This window comes from Streptococcus mitis, from assembly GCF_003942695.1.
GTDB lineage: Bacteria > Bacillota > Bacilli > Lactobacillales > Streptococcaceae > Streptococcus > Streptococcus mitis_BD.
In genome coordinates, this window is record NZ_RJNU01000001.1 from 165,731 (window position 1) to 181,214 (window position 15,484).

General features: G+C 42.7%; 16 protein-coding genes. All 16 read left to right on the forward strand.

Features of this window, described 5'->3' with window-relative positions; genetic code table 11:
* Window position 1 precedes the first annotated feature (1 nt).
* The 16 genes from yqeH to rsmB all read left to right on the forward strand — a co-directional run bounded on the left by yqeH (window position 2) and on the right by rsmB (window position 15,472).
* Window positions 2-1,108, forward strand: a complete 1,107-nt coding sequence (gene yqeH, locus D8852_RS00735) for a ribosome biogenesis GTPase YqeH (RefSeq protein ID WP_125424800.1) — start codon at window positions 2-4, stop codon at window positions 1,106-1,108.
* Between the two features lie 204 nt (window positions 1,109-1,312).
* Entirely contained in the window at window positions 1,313-1,624 is a 312-nt protein-coding gene (yhbY, locus tag D8852_RS00740) for a ribosome assembly RNA-binding protein YhbY (RefSeq protein ID WP_125424799.1), read from the forward strand.
* 51 nt (window positions 1,625-1,675) lie between these two features.
* The gene (locus tag D8852_RS00745) at window positions 1,676-2,305 is read left to right on the forward strand and encodes a nicotinate-nucleotide adenylyltransferase (RefSeq protein ID WP_009729842.1); all 630 of its coding nucleotides are present in this window, start codon (window positions 1,676-1,678) and stop codon (window positions 2,303-2,305) included.
* Entirely contained in the window at window positions 2,305-2,898 is a 594-nt protein-coding gene (yqeK, locus tag D8852_RS00750) for a bis(5'-nucleosyl)-tetraphosphatase (symmetrical) YqeK (protein ID WP_125424798.1), read from the forward strand. The genes D8852_RS00745 and yqeK overlap by 1 nt, the downstream gene beginning before the upstream one ends.
* The gene (gene rsfS, locus D8852_RS00755) at window positions 2,899-3,249 is read left to right on the forward strand and encodes a ribosome silencing factor (protein ID WP_125424797.1); all 351 of its coding nucleotides are present in this window, start codon (window positions 2,899-2,901) and stop codon (window positions 3,247-3,249) included.
* A gap of 285 nt (window positions 3,250-3,534) precedes the next feature.
* Window positions 3,535-4,275 carry a class I SAM-dependent methyltransferase gene (locus tag D8852_RS00760; RefSeq protein ID WP_312022998.1) on the forward strand — a complete coding sequence of 247 codons (741 nt, stop codon included), beginning with the start codon at window positions 3,535-3,537 and terminating at the stop codon, window positions 4,273-4,275.
* A 9-nt stretch (window positions 4,276-4,284) separates the two neighbouring features.
* A complete protein-coding gene (locus tag D8852_RS00765; RefSeq protein ID WP_125424796.1) occupies window positions 4,285-5,382 on the forward strand; it encodes a nucleotidyltransferase in 1,098 nt (365 codons plus the stop codon).
* A gap of 132 nt (window positions 5,383-5,514) precedes the next feature.
* Window positions 5,515-5,769 (forward strand): type II toxin-antitoxin system Phd/YefM family antitoxin, encoded by a 255-nt coding sequence (locus tag D8852_RS00770; protein WP_000388572.1) that lies wholly within the window; start codon window positions 5,515-5,517, stop codon window positions 5,767-5,769.
* A gap of 3 nt (window positions 5,770-5,772) precedes the next feature.
* Window positions 5,773-6,027, forward strand: coding sequence for a Txe/YoeB family addiction module toxin (locus D8852_RS00775; RefSeq protein WP_125424795.1), 255 nt, complete (start codon window positions 5,773-5,775; stop codon window positions 6,025-6,027).
* A gap of 201 nt (window positions 6,028-6,228) precedes the next feature.
* Window positions 6,229-7,908, forward strand: a complete 1,680-nt coding sequence (locus D8852_RS00780; protein ID WP_125833797.1) for a P-loop NTPase fold protein — start codon at window positions 6,229-6,231, stop codon at window positions 7,906-7,908.
* A 134-nt stretch (window positions 7,909-8,042) separates the two neighbouring features.
* Window positions 8,043-9,656, forward strand: coding sequence for a ribonuclease Y (locus tag D8852_RS00785; RefSeq protein WP_044021238.1), 1,614 nt, complete (start codon window positions 8,043-8,045; stop codon window positions 9,654-9,656).
* Window positions 9,657-9,790: 134 nt separating this feature from the next.
* A complete protein-coding gene (gene gmk / locus D8852_RS00790) occupies window positions 9,791-10,417 on the forward strand; it encodes a guanylate kinase (RefSeq protein WP_000775041.1) in 627 nt (208 codons plus the stop codon).
* A gap of 24 nt (window positions 10,418-10,441) precedes the next feature.
* The gene (gene rpoZ, locus D8852_RS00795; protein ID WP_002874282.1) at window positions 10,442-10,756 is read left to right on the forward strand and encodes a DNA-directed RNA polymerase subunit omega; all 315 of its coding nucleotides are present in this window, start codon (window positions 10,442-10,444) and stop codon (window positions 10,754-10,756) included.
* Window positions 10,757-10,821: 65 nt separating this feature from the next.
* Complete coding sequence (locus tag D8852_RS00800; RefSeq protein WP_125424685.1) at window positions 10,822-13,218, forward strand: primosomal protein N'; 2,397 nt, start codon at window positions 10,822-10,824, stop codon at window positions 13,216-13,218.
* Between the two features lie 12 nt (window positions 13,219-13,230).
* Window positions 13,231-14,166, forward strand: a complete 936-nt coding sequence (gene fmt / locus D8852_RS00805; RefSeq protein WP_125424686.1) for a methionyl-tRNA formyltransferase — start codon at window positions 13,231-13,233, stop codon at window positions 14,164-14,166.
* The gene (gene rsmB / locus D8852_RS00810; RefSeq protein ID WP_185755557.1) at window positions 14,159-15,472 is read left to right on the forward strand and encodes a 16S rRNA (cytosine(967)-C(5))-methyltransferase RsmB; all 1,314 of its coding nucleotides are present in this window, start codon (window positions 14,159-14,161) and stop codon (window positions 15,470-15,472) included. The genes fmt and rsmB overlap by 8 nt, the downstream gene beginning before the upstream one ends.
* Window positions 15,473-15,484: the final 12 nt, after the last annotated feature.

The window sequence follows — 15,484 nt, forward strand, 5'->3', positions numbered from 1 at the left end:
TATGGAAGAAATTCTCTGTATTGGTTGTGGAGCAACCATTCAGACGACAGACAAGGCTGGTCTTGGCTTCACTCCCCAATCAGCACTCGAAAAAGGTTTGGAGACTGGCGAAGTCTATTGCCAACGTTGTTTCCGTCTCCGCCACTACAATGAAATCACGGATGTCCAGTTGACAGACGATGATTTCCTCAAGCTCTTGCACGAGGTGGGAGACAGTGATGCCTTGGTGGTCAATGTCATTGATATCTTTGACTTTAATGGCTCTGTCATCCCAGGTTTGCCACGTTTTGTGTCGGGCAATGATGTCCTCTTGGTTGGAAATAAAAAAGATATCCTGCCTAAGTCCGTAAAGGCTGGCAAGATTAGCCAGTGGCTTATGGAGCGTGCCCACGAAGAAGGTCTTCGTCCTGTGGATGCCGTTCTCACTTCAGCCCAAAACAAACATGCCATTAAGGAAGTCATTGACAAGATTGAACACTACCGTAAGGGGCGTGATGTCTATGTGGTTGGTGTGACCAACGTTGGAAAGTCAACCCTTATCAATGCCATTATCCAAGAAATTACGGGCGACCAAAATGTCATCACGACTTCGCGTTTCCCAGGAACAACCTTGGACAAGATTGAGATTCCGCTTGACGACGGATCTTATATCTATGATACGCCGGGGATTATCCATCGCCACCAGATGGCCCACTACTTGACAGCCAAAAACCTCAAGTATGTCAGCCCTAAAAAGGAAATCAAGCCTAAAACCTATCAACTTAACCCTGAGCAAACTCTATTTTTAGGTGGTTTGGGACGCTTTGACTTCATTGCAGGAGAAAAGCAAGGTTTTACTGCCTTCTTTGACAATGAACTCAAACTCCACCGTACCAAGCTTGAAGGAGCAACTGACTTCTACGACAAACACATTGGAACCCTTCTAACACCACCAAATAGTAAAGAAAAAGAAGATTTTCCCAAACTAGTCCAACATGTCTTTACCATCAAGGACAAGACTGACCTAGTCATCTCAGGACTAGGCTGGATCCGAGTAACAGGCACTGCCAAAGTCGCCGTCTGGGCACCAGAAGGCGTCGCCGTCGTCACACGAAAAGCAATTATTTAAACACAGAAAGGAAAGGGTTGTCTAAATTCGTGCGAGCCCACAGCGAATACTTTTCATTGTGGTGTCAGTTGGTACAAGTGATTGTACCAACTGCGGAAAATTTGAGACCTTAGGCTCAAATTTTAGTCATGAAAGTCCGAAGGACTTTGCTGACGTCCGTCACCACTTCAGAAAAGTATAAAAAGAAACTCTTTTAAAGAAATCATGTCATTAACATCGAAACAACGTGCCTTCCTCAACAGTCATGCACACACCCTCAAACCCATCATCCAAATCGGGAAAAATGGTCTCAACGACCAAATCAAAACCAGCGTCCGTCAAGCTCTTGACGCGCGTGAATTGATTAAGGTTACTCTCTTACAAAACACAGATGAAAACATCCATGAAGTAGCTGAAATCTTGGAAGAAGAAATCGGTGTAGATACTGTCCAAAAAATCGGACGCATCTTAATTTTGTATAAACAATCCAGCAAGAAAGAAAATCGCAAGATTTCCAAGAAAGTTAAAGAAATCTAAATACCTACTCCAAACAACTGTTTTTACAGAGAATTAAAGGAAGACGAGCCTATGGCAATTGAATTATTGACTCCCTTTACCAAGGTAGAGTTGGAGCCAGAAATCAAGGAGAAAAAACGCAAACAAGTCGGGATTTTAGGGGGAAATTTTAACCCTGTTCACAATGCCCATCTTATCGTTGCGGACCAAGTGCGACAACAGTTGGGACTGGACCAAGTCCTGCTCATGCCCGAATACCAACCTCCTCATGTAGATAAAAAGGAAACCATCCCCGAGCACCACCGTCTCAAGATGCTTGAATTGGCGATTGAGGGGATCGAAGGTCTAGCCATTGAAACCATTGAGTTAGAGCGCAAGGGCATTTCCTACACCTACGACACCATGAAGATTTTGACAGAGCAACATCCAGATACGGATTATTACTTCATTATCGGAGCTGATATGGTGGACTATCTGCCTAAGTGGTACCGAATTGATGAGCTGGTCGACATGGTTCAGTTTGTGGGAGTTCAGCGTCCGCGTTACAAGGCTGGAACTTCCTATCCAGTTATCTGGGTGGATGTGCCTCTCATGGACATCTCGTCCAGCATGGTGCGTGACTTCATTGCCCAAGGCCGAAAACCAAACTTTCTCCTACCTCAGCCAGTGCTAGACTACATCGAGAAGGAGGGACTCTACTGATGACCTATCAAGACTATATCAACTGTTCTCGCGAGGCTTTGTTGGAAAAAATGGCAGAGCTTCTACCTGAAAAACGTTTAACCCATTGTTTGGGTGTGGAGCGCGCAGCCATAGAGCTAGCGAAGCGATTTGGAGTCGATGCTGAGAAAGCTGGTCTTGCAGGCCTTCTTCATGACTATGCTAAAAAGTTGTCAGATCAGGAATTTCTAGACTTGATTGACCGTTACCAGCTAGACCCTGACCTCAAAAACTGGGGCAATAATGTCTGGCATGGCATGGTCGGCATCTACAAAATCAAGGAAGATTTGAACTTGCAAAACCCTGAAATCCTGCGAGCTATTGAAATCCATACAGTCGGAGCGGGTCAGATGACCGATCTTGATAAGGTCATCTACGTCGCAGATTATATCGAGCATAACCGAGCATTTCCGGGAGTGGATGTGGCGCGTGAGATTGCAAGTTTATCGCTCAATAAGGCAGTGGCCTACGAAACAGCTCGTACTGTGGAGCATTTGGCTCATCAGGGATTCCCCATCTATCCCCAAACCCTTGAAACCTATAACGCCTTTGTGCACTATTTGAAAGAGGACTAAATGAACGAAAAAGAATTACTAGAACTAGTCGTGAAAGCGGCTGATGAGAAACGTGCGGAGGATATCCTTGCACTTGACGTACAAGATTTGACCAGCGTGACGGACTATTTTGTTATCACTAGCTCAATGAATAGCCGTCAGTTGGACGCTATCGCTGATAATATCCGTGAAAAAGTAGCTGAAGCAGGCTTTAAAGGCAGTCATGTCGAAGGCGATGCAGCTGGAGGCTGGGTTTTACTAGACCTCGGTGGTGTTGTTGTGCATATCTTCTCAGAAGAAATGCGTGCCCACTATAACCTAGAAAAACTATGGCATGAGGCGCATTCTGTAGATTTATCTGAAACTTTATAGTCTTTTCCTTTATCTTTTATTACGGCGTTAACTCATTTTGCCTAACTCTAGTTATGCCTGCAATTCGTTGCCTAGTACTAAAAGCAAACGAAAAGACTATAGCGTTACAATTGAACTCAGTTGCAGTCAACTGGGTTTCTTTGCTTATTTTAAAAGGAAAGTGATAGAAAGGATTTGAACCCGTCCTGTAATCGTCGGAAAATAGATAGCTTTGGCTTGGATCAGGATCCTAAGTCCAAGCTCCTAATTTTCATTCCGATTACGGGCGGACTTGGTATCATGACTATGGCAACTTATGAAACCTTTGCAGCTGTTTACGATGCTGTGATGGACGATAGTTTATACGATAAATGGACGGATTTTTCGCTACGTCATTTGCCTAAGACCAAGGAGAGAAAGAAGCTTTTGGAATTGGCTTGTGGAACAGGTATCCAGTCTATCCGCTTTTCTCAGGCTGGTTTTGATGTGACAGGACTTGACTTGAGTGCGGATATGCTGAAGATTGCTGAAAAGAGAGCAACATCAGCCAAGCAAAAAATTGATTTTATTGAAGGCAATATGCTGGATTTATCCAAGGCTGGTAAATATGACTTTGTCACTTGCTATTCGGACTCTATCTGCTACATGCAGGATGAGGTCGAGGTAGGAGACGTCTTTAAGGAAGTGTATAATGCCCTCAATGAAGCCGGAGTATTCATCTTTGACGTGCATTCGACCTACCAGACTGATGAGGTTTTTCCAGGCTATTCTTACCATGAAAATGCGGAAGATTTTGCCATGCTTTGGGACACCTATGAGGACGAAGCTCCTCACTCCATCGTGCATGAGTTGACTTTCTTTGTCAAGGAGGCTGACGGTTCCTTTAGTCGTCACGATGAAGTACATGAGGAACGAACCTATGAGGTTTTGACCTATGATATTTTGCTGGAGCAGGCTGGTTTCAAGTCCTTCAAACTCTATGCGGACTTTGAGGACAAGGAACCAACAGAAACCAGCACCCGTTGGTTTTTTGTCGCGCAGAAGTAGGAGAACATCATGACCATCACAGGTATTATCGCGGAGTTCAATCCTTTTCATAATGGCCACAAATACCTGCTTGAGCAGACGAAGGGGTTGAAAATTGTGGTCATGTCTGGAAATTTCATGCAACGAGGAGAGCCGGCTATCGTGGACAAGTGGACACGGGCTCAGATGGCGCTGGAAAATGGAGCGGATCTGGTAGTGGAATTGCCCTTTTTAGTCAGTGTTCAGGCAGCAGACTTTTTTGGTCAAGGAGCTGTGGATATCTTGGCTCGCTTGGGTATTGATAGGCTAGCTTTTGGGACAGAGGAAGTTCTGGATTATCAGAGAATTGCCGACCTATACACCGAGCAAGGTAGAGAGATGGAGAATTTTGTGGAAAATCTGTCTGATTCTCTCTCCTATCCCCAGAAAACCCAAGCCATGTGGAAGGAATTTGCAGGTCTTGATTTTTCGGGCAATACCCCTAATCATGTTCTAGCACTAGCTTATGCCAAGGCGGTTGCGGGACGTAGAATCAAACTCCATCCGATTCAGCGTCAGGGAGCGGGTTATCATTCTGTGGACAAGGATGTGGACTTCGCCTCGGCAACAGCTCTCCGTCAGCATCAATCAGACCAAGATTTCTTAGAACGCTTTATGCCTTCTGTAGAGCTTTTTGAAAAAACTAGTAAAGTGATCTGGGAAGATTATTTTCAACTCTTACGCTATCAAATCTTGTCAAATCCAGACCTAACCACCATCTATCAGGTCAATCAAGAAATGGCTGTGCGCATCAAGGATGCTATCAAGACGGCTCAGTCTGTTGACGAATTGGTCGAGGCGGTTGCGACCAAACGCTACACCAAGGCGCGTGTGAGACGCCTCTTGACCTATATTTTGGTGCAGGCCAGAGAAAGCGACTTTCCAGAAGCTATCCATGTCCTTGGCTTTACCGAAAAAGGCAGACAACATCTCAAGTCTCTGAAAGGGCAGGTCCATCTAGTCAGCCGAATTGGCAAAGAACCTTGGGATGCTATGACTCAAAAGGCAGACCAGATTTACCAACTAGGACAGCCAAGCATCGCAGAGCAGAATTTTGGTCGAGTGCCCATTAGAATAGAAACAAACTAAGTCTACTGAAAGGTAGGCTTTTTTAGAAGATTTTCGAATAAATAGATAGAAAAGAAAAATCTTGTACAAGTTCCTGACAATTTCTTTCTTTTTGTGTATAATAGTGGAAAAGAGGTAAAACGAGGTATGGTTATGGAAGCGGTCCTTTACTCAACATTCAGAAATCATTTAAAAGACTACATGAAGAAGGTAAATGATGAATTTGAGCCTTTAACGGTGGTCAATAAAAATCCAGATGAGGATATTGTAGTCCTTTCAAAGAGCGAGTGGGATAGTATTCAGGAAACCCTGAGAATCGCTCAAAACAAGGAACTTTCTGACAAGGTCTTGCGAGGAATGGCTCAAGTCCGAGCAGGAAGCACTCAGGTCCATGTTATTGAGGAGTGAGGAATGCTGCTCAAATTTACAGAAGATGCCTGGGCGGATTATTGCTATTGGCAAAACCAAGATAAGAAAACATTAAAAAGAATCAATAAATTAATCAAGGATATTCAACGCGATCCTTTTGTAGGAATGGGGAAACCAGAACCACTCAAGTATGACTACCAAGGAGCTTGGTCGCGGCGCATTGATGCAGAAAATTGCTTGATTTATATGATAGATGGAGATAGCGTGGCTTTCTTGTCCTTCAAAGATCATTACTAAGTCTACTGAAAGGTAGGCTTTTTTATTGTAGAAATTTTAGCTATTAAATTGAAGATAAAATTTTTTGGAAAATGACAGATTTCCTAAGTTAAGAAATCAGTGAAAAATTTTAGTATAATAACTAGATTCTTGTCCTTGAATCCGCTTTATAACTCTTATTTTGTGGTATAATCATGATAATATAGATTAAAAGGGGTATATATGAAAAATATAATGACGAGGATTCTTAATTTTTTTCTGAATTTCAAACCATTGAAATATTTATTGAAAAGGCCATCATGGAGTAGTAATGTTAGAATTGTTGAGTGGTACAAAATATTTATAGCCAGTATATGGGTACTATATCTTGCACTTGAGATTGAACAATTTAAACGCTTTACTTTACCTATTTATAAATTTGTATCTAATTATAATTTTTTAAAAGATATTATTTCAATTTTGTATGTGAATCGTGTAATAATATTGTTAGCACTGACTATACCAACAATACTATTCTGGTTTTTAGACATAATTTTTAAAAAAGTTAGTTATAAGAAACTGGACCCAGAGCTATTTCCGGAATATGACTTGGATGACTATCCTTATCAAACTCATCTGGTGGAATTTTTAAATAGTCCAGACTCTATTCATAATGTCTTCTGGTTGGATGGTTCTTGGGGGAGTGGGAAAACATTTTTTATAAAGACGTTCTTTGAAAATCAAATCTACAAAAAGAAAGAAATCTACTATATTTCCTGCTTTGGGATAAAAACAAGAGAGCAAGCCGAGAAAATATTGATCAATGAAATAGAAAAACAATCCATACTTGGAAATTTGGACTTTATTCCACTTGTTGGAGGAGTTTTTAAATGGTTCTTTAAAACAGTTGGAACGGATTTGATGAAGCGAGATTCTATCATTATTTTTGATGATTTTGAACGGGTTTCATATACAGGGAAATCAGATAATTCTCCAGATAATTCTCTAGATAATTCTTCAGATAATCCTTCAGATTACAATGATTTGTTGGGTTATATTGACTATCTTTCTGAGAATAAAAGATTTAAAATTATTGTCATTTTAAATAGTGAGGAAATTAAGTCAACAAAGGAAAAACTCATTAATCATAAATTTAAGCTGAATCATAATCGAATGGTATCTACAGAAGAAGTCATAGATAACATTTTGAAAAAGAGTAAATTGAGAGATGATGACCTTGGGAAAATTCTATCTTTGATTTTTAAAATTTATTATGCGGATATAGAAGAAAGAGTTGTACAAGATAAAGATTCAAAACTAAGTTTGAGAGGGTTCCAGAAGTCGTTAGAAGAACTTTCAAATAAAACTGATGAAAGCGAGAGGGCAGATTGTATTATCAAGAGTATGAATGGTTGGGAAGAAATTGATAGTATTCTAGTATTGTTTTTTGAATGTTATATGTATTTTTATGGGATAGATAAGTATAACAAGTTAATTGAGTCTGACAGATATTTTCATTTTGAAATGTTAGCAAAGATTGTAGATTTTAATATTGAGGATCTTATAGCAATTTCATATGATCTTTCGAACGTAGATGGAGAATTATATAATAAGAAAAAAGCCTATCTTTCTCAACTTTTATCGTGTTTATGGAAGATAGGGCTAAGAAATTTATTTTTATCAGAAAAAACCAATAAGGTATTTTATCGTAACTATAATTATTCTAGTTATGAAATAGAGGAGTGTCTAGTTGAAATATACTATGATGTTGTAGACAAGAATATAAAAGATGATTATCGAATTAATAACATAGAGAAACTAGAAGATCCAGAATATCAGAACTTTATAAAAAAATGCCTACATTTGGAATCGAAGGGGCAAATTACAATTAATCACATTCCATTATATGAATTAATACAATAGAGCTTAGAAGTAGATGGCTCTTTGTCTAAATTTCAATAGAAACTCTTCAATTTGGGTTTGTGAAAATCGGTTTTTTATGATAGAATATTAAGGAATGTATGTCATTCGATAAACAAATTTAATGAGGTAAAAACATGGAAATCATGACACTTGCGATTGCTGTTTTTGCCGTCATCATTGGTTTAGTCATTGGATATGTCAGCATCTCAGCTAAGATGAAATCATCTCAAGAAGCTGCAGAGTTGATGCTTCTAAATGCTGAACAAGAAGCAACTAATTTACGAGGACAAGCTGAGCGCGAAGCGGATTTATTGCTAAATGAAGCCAAGAGCGAAAGCAAGTCTCTTAAAAAAGAAGCACTATTGGAGGCCAAAGAGGAAGCCAGAAAATACCGTGAAGAAGTGGACGCTGAATTTAAGTCAGAACGTCAGGAGCTCAAGCAAATTGAAAGTCGTTTGACGGAGAGAGCTGCGAGCCTTGACCGTAAGGACGATAATTTGACGAACAAAGAAAAAACACTTGAACAAAAAGAACAAAGTATTTCTGATAGAGCAAAAAACCTTGATGCACGTGAAGAGCAATTAGAGGAAGTCGAAAGACAAAAAGAAGCTGAACTTGAACGTATCGGCTCCCTTTCTCAAACTGAGGCTCGAGATATTATCTTGGCTCAGACAGAGGAAAACTTAACCAAGGAAATTGCTAGCCGCATTCGTGAGGCTGAGCAAGAAGTGAAGGAACGTTCAGACAAGATTGCGAAAGATATCTTGGTTCAGGCTATGCAGCGTATCGCTGGTGACTATGTAGCAGAGTCAACAAACTCGACAGTTCACCTACCAGATGATACCATGAAGGGGCGCATTATCGGTCGTGAAGGGCGAAACATTCGTACCTTTGAAAGTTTGACAGGGGTTGATGTGATTATCGACGATACACCCGAAGTGGTAACCTTGTCAGGATTTGATCCGATTCGTCGTGAAATTGCTCGTATGACCATGGAAATGTTGCTCAAGGATGGCCGTATCCACCCAGCTCGTATCGAGGAGTTGGTGGAGAAAAACCGTCAAGAGATTGACAATAAAATCCGTGAATATGGTGAGGCTGCTGCCTATGAGATTGGTGCGCCAAACCTTCATCCAGACTTGATGAAGATCATGGGACGCTTGCAGTTCCGTACTTCTTATGGACAAAATGTCTTGCGTCATTCGATTGAGGTTGCTAAGTTATCTGGTATCATTGCGAGTGAACTTGGTGAAAATGCAGCTCTTGCCCGTCGTGCTGGATTCCTTCATGACATCGGGAAAGCTATTGACCGCGAGGTTGAAGGTAGCCACGTTGAGATTGGTACGGAGTTGGCTCGTAAGTACAAGGAACACCCAGTTGTAGTGAATACCATTGCTAGCCACCACGGTGATGTCGAAGCTGAAAGCGTCATTGCAGTGATCGTTGCTGCAGCAGATGCCTTGAGTGCAGCGCGTCCAGGTGCTCGTAGCGAGTCTCTTGAAAGCTATATCAAGCGTCTCCATGATTTGGAAGAAATCGCCAATGGCTTTGAAGGAGTGCAAAATAGCTTTGCCCTTCAAGCAGGACGTGAAATCCGTATCATGGTTAATCCAGGACAAATCAAGGACGACAAAGTCACAATCTTGGCTCACAAAGTTCGTGAGAAAATTGAAAATAATCTCGATTACCCAGGAAATATCAAGGTAACCGTGATCCGTGAACTTCGTGCAGTAGATTATGCTAAATAAATAAGAAAGAGCAGTTGAAAAATTACTGCTTTTTTGTTACACTAGATAGAAAGACTGTAGAAGAATAACTGACGCTATCATCAGTATCCGAAAGAAATTTTACTTTATTTCACAGACTAACTAAAGGAGACATAATGGCAGACCGAGGCTTGCTAATCGTTTTTTCTGGTCCTTCAGGAGTTGGGAAAGGAACGGTTAGAAGAGAGATTTTTGAGAGTTCTGAGAATCAATTTCAATATTCTGTATCGATGACGACGCGCGCGCAACGTCCTGGTGAAGTGGACGGAGTGGACTATTTCTTCCGTACTCGTGAAGAGTTTGAAGAGCTGATCCGTCAAGGTCAGATGTTGGAATATGCAGAATATGTCGGTAACTACTATGGAACTCCTCTAACCTATGTCAATGAAACTCTGGACAAGGGAATCGATGTCTTCCTTGAGATTGAGGTCCAAGGAGCTCTTCAGGTTAAGAAAAAGGTTCCAGATGCTGTCTTTATCTTCCTAACACCACCAGATTTGGATGAATTACAAGATCGTTTGGTAGGTCGTGGAACAGATAGCGCTGAAGTGATTGCCCAACGAATCGAAAAAGCCAAGGAAGAAATTGCTCTCATGCGTGAGTATGATTATGCCATTGTCAACGATCAGGTGCCCCTCGCTGCTGAACGTGTCAAGCGTGTGATCGAAGCAGAACACTTCCGTGTGGACCGTGTCATTGGTCACTACCAGGAGATGTTGCCAAAATCTCCAACCACTCGATAAACTATAGGAAATAGGTACAAGCAAATGATGTTAAAACCCTCTATCGATACCTTGCTAGACAAGGTGCCATCAAAATATTCACTCGTAATCTTGGAAGCAAAACGTGCCCACGAACTAGAAGCAGGTGCGCCAGCAACTCAAGAGTTTAAGTCTGAAAAATCAACTCTTCGTGCTTTGGAAGAAATCGAGTCTGGAAATGTAACCATTCACCCAGATCCAGAAGGAAAACGTGAAGCGGTTCGTCTCCGTATCGAAGAAGAAAAACGCCGCAAAGAAGAAGAAGAAAAGAAAATCAAAGAGCAAATCGCTAAAGAAAAAGAAGATGGTGAAAAAATTTAAGGTTGGGGGGACTCAATCTTATTTTTTCTATTGCAAGAATTTACTGACAAGGAGGAGGTGAGAAGATGGCTATCGCAAAGATTATAGTGGATGTTCCCCTGATGCAGACGGACCAGCCCTATAGCTACAAGGTCCCTGAGGAATTTGTAGACATGCTAGAAGTCGGTATGCGGGTTCACGTTCCTTTTGGTAAAGGCAATCGTTTGATCCAAGGGATTGTGCTAGGCTTGGAGTCCCAGTCGGATGAAGAGATGGCAGATCAGGACTTGAAAGAGATTGCAGAAGTGCTGGACTTTTCTCCCGTCTTGACTCAGGAGCAACTCTGGCTAGCTGAGGAATTACGCAAGTCTGTCTTTTCTTACAAAATCTCCATCCTAAAAGCCATGCTTCCAGGATTTTTAAACTCCAGTTATGATAAGATTCTCTATCCTTTAGAAGGCCTAAGTCAGGCAGACAGAGAGCGCTTGTTTGGTTCTGAAGATTCGCTAGCCTTTTCTTCTCTAGATTTAGCCAAGCAGGCAGAAATGATGCGCTTGACCAGAAAAGGTCTGCTCCGCTTAGAGTACCAGGCTGTCGATCAAAAGAAGGTCAAGACCCAGTCTTGGTATGAGGTCCATGTTGAACAGTTGGAAGGTATTGAGATTTCTGCGCGTGCTAAGAAAAAGGCAGAGCTGAGAGACTATCTGCTTGCTCATGCGGAAAGTGCTCCTCTGGCTAGCTTGCTAGAGTCTTATTCGAGGGAGCAAGTCAACTTTTTTGTGGATCAAGGAGCGCTAACCCTAGTTCAAAAGGAAGTGCAACGTTCAGCTGCTTATTTCGAAGGCATTGAAGTAAGTAGACCTTTGGAGCTGAACCCAGAGCAAAGACAAGCTCGCGATGCTGTTATCAGTGCTATTGGCAGTCAGCAACCTCCTTTCCTCCTTCAAGGGATTACAGGAAGTGGGAAAACAGAGGTTTATTTGCAGATTATCCAAGGAACCTTGGACAAGGGCAAGACAGCCATTTTGCTGGTACCTGAGATTTCTCTGACACCTCAGATGACCGAGCGCTTTATTTCTCGTTTCGGCGAGAAAGTGGCCATCCTTCATTCAGGCTTGTCTAATGGTGAGAAGTACGATGAATGGCGCAAGGTTGAGCGTGGAGATGCTCAAGTTGTGGTTGGGGCCAGATCGGCCATCTTTGCTCCTCTGAAAAATCTGGGTGTCATGATTATTGATGAAGAACATGAAGCCAGTTACAAGCAAGACAGCAATCCGCGTTATCATGCTAGAGAGGTCGCCATTCTACGGGCCCAGTACAATCAAGCAGCTCTCGTACTTGGGTCTGCCACACCGAGCTTAGAAAGCCGTGCGAGGGCTGGAAAAGGTGTCTACCACCACTTACGTCTAACCCAACGGGCTAATCCTTTAGCCACTATTCCTGAAGTTCAAGTGATTGACTTTCGAGACTATATTGGGCAGAATGAGACGTCAAACTTTACGCCTCCTTTGCTAGAGGCCATTCAAAATCGCCTGGATAAAAAAGAACAGGTGGTCCTCATGCTCAACCGCCGGGGTTATTCTAGCTTTGTTATGTGTCGAGAGTGTGGGACGGTAGATAGCTGCCCCAACTGTGACATTTCTCTGACTCTCCACATGGATACCAAGACCATGAACTGCCATTACTGTGGCTTTTCGAAGGGGATTCCTCATGTCTGTCCCAACTGTCAGAGTCGCAGTATTCGCTACTACGGTACAGGGACTCAGAAAGCATATGATGAACTGGCAGAACTCTTTCCTCAGGCCCGTATTCTGCGGATGGATGTGGATACGACCCGCAAGAAAGGCAGTCACCAAGCTCTTCTTGACCAGTTTGGCCGAGGGGAAGCAGATATCTTGTTGGGAACTCAGATGATTGCCAAGGGCTTGGATTTTCCCAATGTGACTTTGGTCGGAGTTCTCAATGCGGATACGGCCCTAAACTTGCCTGATTTTCGTTCTTCTGAGAGAACCTTCCAGCTCTTAACTCAGGTGGCAGGCCGTGCAGGTCGTGCGGAAAAGGCTGGTCAGGTCTTGATCCAGTCTTACAATCCTGAGCACTATGCCATTCGTTTTGCCAAGGATCAGGACTACGAAGGCTTTTATGCTTATGAAATGAGTATCAGGCGCCAACTCGGCTATCCGCCTTATTATTTTACGATTGGGATTACCCTCTCTCACAAGAAAGAAGAAGAGGTTGTCAAACGTGCCTATGAAGTCATGGGGATTTTGCGCTCAGGTTTGTCGGAAACTAGTAAAATCCTTGGACCGACACCAAAACCCATTGCTCGTACCCACAACCTTTATCATTACCAGATTTTGATTAAATACCGTTTAGAAGATGAGCTGGGACAGACTCTCAACCGGGTTTTGGCCTTGACTCAAAAGCGTGAAAATAGCGAGCTTCGTCTCAGTATTGACCATGAACCGCAACAATTTTTATAAGAAGGAGAATAAATGACAAAACTAATCTTTATGGGGACTCCCGATTTTTCAGCAACAGTTTTGAAGGGGTTGTTATCAGATGATCGTTACGAGATTTTAGCAGTTGTGACCCAGCCAGACCGCGCTGTCGGCCGTAAAAAAGTCATCCAAGAAACACCAGTCAAGCAGGCTGCCAAAGAAGCAGGCCTTCCTATCTACCAGCCTGAAAAATTATCTGGAAGTCCAGAGATGGAAGCCATTATGAAGCTAGGAGCTGATGGGATTATCACTGCTGCTTTTGGGCAGTTTCTCCCAAGTAAACTCCTTTATAGCATGGATTTTGCGGTCAATGTTCACGCTTCCCTCCTTCCAAAACACCGTGGTGGTGCGCCCATTCATTATGCTCTGATTCAAGGGGATAAGGAAGCTGGTGTGACCATTATGGAGATGGTCAAGGAAATGGATGCTGGAGACATGATTTCCCGTCGTAGCATTCCCATCACAGATGAGGATAATGTTGGAACCTTATTTGAGAAATTAGCGATTGTAGGTCGTGACTTGCTTTTGGATACCCTACCTGCCTATATTGCTGGGGAGATTAAGCCTGTGCCTCAGGATCCAAGCCAGGTCACTTTCTCGCCAAATATCAAACCAGAGGAAGAAAAATTGGACTGGAATAAGACTAACCGTCAACTCTTTAACCAAATCAGAGGGATGAATCCATGGCCTGTTGCCCATACTTTTCTCAAGGGAGACCGCTTCAAGATCTATGAAGCCCTGCCAGTAGAAGGTCAGGGAAATCCAGGTGAGATACTCTCTATTGGCAAGAAGGAATTGATCGTCGCTACGGCAGAAGGGGCTCTATTTCTTAAGCAAGTGCAGCCAGCTGGTAAACCTAAGATGGATATCGCTTCCTTCCTCAACGGAGTGGGACGGACATTGACTGTAGGAGAACGATTTGGTGACTAAAGTAGAAACGGCTAGAAGTCTAGCTCTAGCAGTATTAGAGGATGTTTTGATGAACCAAGCATACTCCAATATTGCCTTAAACAAACACCTCAAGGGGAGTCAACTCTCGGCAGCGGACAAGGGCTTAGTGACAGAGATTGTCTACGGAACGGTAGCTCGCAAACTCACTCTGGAATGGTACCTGTCCCACTTTATCGAAGACCGGGATAAGCTAGATAGCTGGCTCTATATCCTGCTTCTTCTGAGCGCCTACCAACTTCGGTATCTGGATAAGGTTCCCAATCACGCAGTGGTCAATGAAGCGGTGGAACTAGCCAAAGCCCGTAAAAAAGGCAGTGAAAAACTGGTCAACGCCGTCCTTCGTCGTATTTTGCGAGAAGGCTGGCCAGATATTGACAGCATTAAGCGAAAAAATAAGCGTGATTCCATTTCCTATTCTCTCCCAGTTTGGCTAGTGTCTAAGCTTAAGGAAGAATACGGTGAAGAGCGAGCGCAAGCCATCTTTGACAGTCTCTTGGTGCGTAACAAAGCCAGCATCCGAGTGACCGACTTGAGTCGAAAGGAGGAAATCAAAGCCGTGTTAGAGGCGAGTGATTCACCTTTGGCCGCTTCTGGTTTGGTCAAGGAGCAAGGCCACTTTGCAGGACATGATTTGTTCGCAGAAGGGGCTATAACCATCCAAGACGAGTCCAGTCAACTGGTTGCTCCGACTCTTGATTTACAAGGCGATGAGCAGGTTCTGGATGCTTGTGCCGCTCCTGGCGGAAAAACAGTCCATATGGCCTCTTACCTCACATCGGGTAAGGTAACGGCTTTGGACCTTTATGATCACAAGTTGGACTTGATCCAAGAAAACGCCCAGCGTCTGGGTGTGGCAGATCGGGTTCAAACGCAAAAATTGGATGCCAGAAAAGTACATGAGTTTTTTGGGAAGGATTCGTTTGATAAGATTTTAGTAGATGCTCCTTGTTCTGGAATTGGTCTTTTGCGTCGCAAACCAGATATCAAATACAATAAAGAAACGGCGGATTTCGCATCATTACAGCAAATTCAGCTGGAAATACTAGGTAGTGTTTGTCAAACCTTACGAAAAGGTGGTATAATAACGTATAGTACCTGCACTATCGTCTCAGAGGAAAACTTTCACGTCGTTGAGGCATTTTTAGAAAGTCACCCCGAGTTTAAGCAGGTTAAACTAGAACACGAATGCAAGGATATTTTGAAGGACGGCTGTATCTTGATCACTCCTGAATTGTACGGAAGTGATGGATTCTTTATCAGCCAATTCCGCAAGATATCTGATTAGGAAGGAACTGAC

Excerpts from the sequence above, each read along its gene's own strand:
- D8852_RS00780 (WP_125833797.1), top strand. The coding sequence starts at position 6,229 with ATGAAAAATATAATGACGAGGATTCTTAATTTTTTTCTGAATTTCAAA.
- rsfS (WP_125424797.1), top strand. The coding sequence starts at position 2,899 with ATGAACGAAAAAGAATTACTAGAACTAGTCGTGAAAGCGGCTGATGAG.
- yqeH (WP_125424800.1), top strand. The coding sequence starts at position 2 with ATGGAAGAAATTCTCTGTATTGGTTGTGGAGCAACCATTCAGACGACA.
- yqeK (WP_125424798.1), top strand. The coding sequence starts at position 2,305 with ATGACCTATCAAGACTATATCAACTGTTCTCGCGAGGCTTTGTTGGAA.
- D8852_RS00745 (WP_009729842.1), top strand. The coding sequence starts at position 1,676 with ATGGCAATTGAATTATTGACTCCCTTTACCAAGGTAGAGTTGGAGCCA.
- rpoZ (WP_002874282.1), top strand. The coding sequence starts at position 10,442 with ATGATGTTAAAACCCTCTATCGATACCTTGCTAGACAAGGTGCCATCA.
- D8852_RS00785 (WP_044021238.1), top strand. The coding sequence starts at position 8,043 with ATGGAAATCATGACACTTGCGATTGCTGTTTTTGCCGTCATCATTGGT.
- D8852_RS00765 (WP_125424796.1), top strand. The coding sequence starts at position 4,285 with ATGACCATCACAGGTATTATCGCGGAGTTCAATCCTTTTCATAATGGC.
- D8852_RS00800 (WP_125424685.1), top strand. The coding sequence starts at position 10,822 with ATGGCTATCGCAAAGATTATAGTGGATGTTCCCCTGATGCAGACGGAC.
- D8852_RS00775 (WP_125424795.1), top strand. The coding sequence starts at position 5,773 with ATGCTGCTCAAATTTACAGAAGATGCCTGGGCGGATTATTGCTATTGG.
- fmt (WP_125424686.1), top strand. The coding sequence starts at position 13,231 with ATGACAAAACTAATCTTTATGGGGACTCCCGATTTTTCAGCAACAGTT.
- D8852_RS00760 (WP_312022998.1), top strand. The coding sequence starts at position 3,535 with ATGGCAACTTATGAAACCTTTGCAGCTGTTTACGATGCTGTGATGGAC.
- yhbY (WP_125424799.1), top strand. The coding sequence starts at position 1,313 with ATGTCATTAACATCGAAACAACGTGCCTTCCTCAACAGTCATGCACAC.
- D8852_RS00770 (WP_000388572.1), top strand. The coding sequence starts at position 5,515 with ATGGAAGCGGTCCTTTACTCAACATTCAGAAATCATTTAAAAGACTAC.
- gmk (WP_000775041.1), top strand. The coding sequence starts at position 9,791 with ATGGCAGACCGAGGCTTGCTAATCGTTTTTTCTGGTCCTTCAGGAGTT.